The sequence below is a fragment of the Methylocella tundrae genome, assembly GCF_901905185.1.
GTDB classification, from domain to species: Bacteria; Pseudomonadota; Alphaproteobacteria; order Rhizobiales; family Beijerinckiaceae; genus Methylocapsa; species Methylocapsa tundrae.
The window spans coordinates 1-1,092 of record NZ_CABFMQ020000125.1; the positions used below are offsets into that span (position 1 = coordinate 1).

Annotated in this window: 1 protein-coding gene; it reads left to right on the forward strand. The window is 56.7% G+C overall.

Going from position 1 to position 1,092, the window contains the following annotated elements:
- Window positions 1–149: 149 nt before the first annotated feature.
- Complete coding sequence (locus MPC4_RS18135; RefSeq protein WP_174513773.1) at window positions 150–671, forward strand: hypothetical protein; 522 nt, start codon at window positions 150–152, stop codon at window positions 669–671.
- The last annotated feature ends 421 nt before the right edge of the window (window positions 672–1,092 follow it).

Genomic DNA, 1,092 nt, shown 5'->3' on the forward strand with positions numbered 1-1,092 from the left:
AACAACGGCTCAATCACCGACCATTCGAAATCCGTCAAATCAAACCGCGCCATCTCAGCCTCCATGATCCGAAGGTTGAATCACGCCACAGCCGATTCGGGAATCCCGATAATGGGTCTATGACCTAATGCGATGAACAGCGCATCGCCATGAAAGCGCTCCAGATCGCCGCGGCTACGCTGCACCTGCTCTTGGCGCCGGGCGCCAGCGTCCGAGCCGAAGTGTTTCACAGTTCCTATCTTTCGTTCGCGCTTCCGCCGGGATGGAAATGCAATCTGGAAGGAGCGGAATGGGTTTGCGAGGACCAAGCGGAAGGAAAGCAAAAAACGGCGATCATCATCCTGACCGCGAAGGAGCAGGGAAGCGAAGATCGTCTCGACCTATATGAAGATCTTCTCTCGACGCAGAAACCTTTGATGGACTCTGAGGGCATGCCGATGGGACGCTCCTCCACGCTCGAGTTCGTCAGGCGCGAAACGATTGGCGACAAGGTTTGGGTGCATGGCAGACAATTCGAATCCGAGGTGCCGAATTACTACACCGACTATTTCGCGACCGTGAGCGATCATATCGCCATGCTAGTGACGTTTTCGGCTTATCAGGAGAACTTTCAAACCGCATTCGAGCGTTTCTATCCCAGCATGGCCACGATCAGGCCGAAGAAACACTAGATGCGCTAGCCCTCCTCGAGGGGCACGGAAGTGTAATACCCGGCTCCTCGGCCGAGCGCCGAGGAGCCGTCGCGCCGTTGGCGCTCTGCGCCCAGTCGGGACGTACAGGACAGTTTCGCACCCCTCCAGGAAGCGGTCGTTCCGCCTCTGATCAGATTGGGATCTAATATCGAGCGGCAAGCATTAGTTTCGCTCCGCAAGCAAGCCCATATAACCAAGTTGCGGCTACTTGTAACGGCTGTGGATAAGTTCTCGACTGTCTGTCTGGGCCTCTTGAAACGTTCCCCTTGTGTTTGACCTTGCCCCCAGTTTTATCCAATCCTGAGTTCGCTCTGGCGGTTTGATTTGCCTTTTTGGGCGGGTTGAGCGGCGTTAGCCGGCGCGGAGCTAGCGGGATGGCGCAGCTCCGGCTCACGCCGCG

What these genes read in the sequence shown, in the direction of transcription:
- MPC4_RS18135 (WP_174513773.1), top strand. Translation starts at nt 150, where the DNA reads ATGAAAGCGCTCCAGATCGCCGCGGCTACGCTGCACCTGCTCTTGGCG.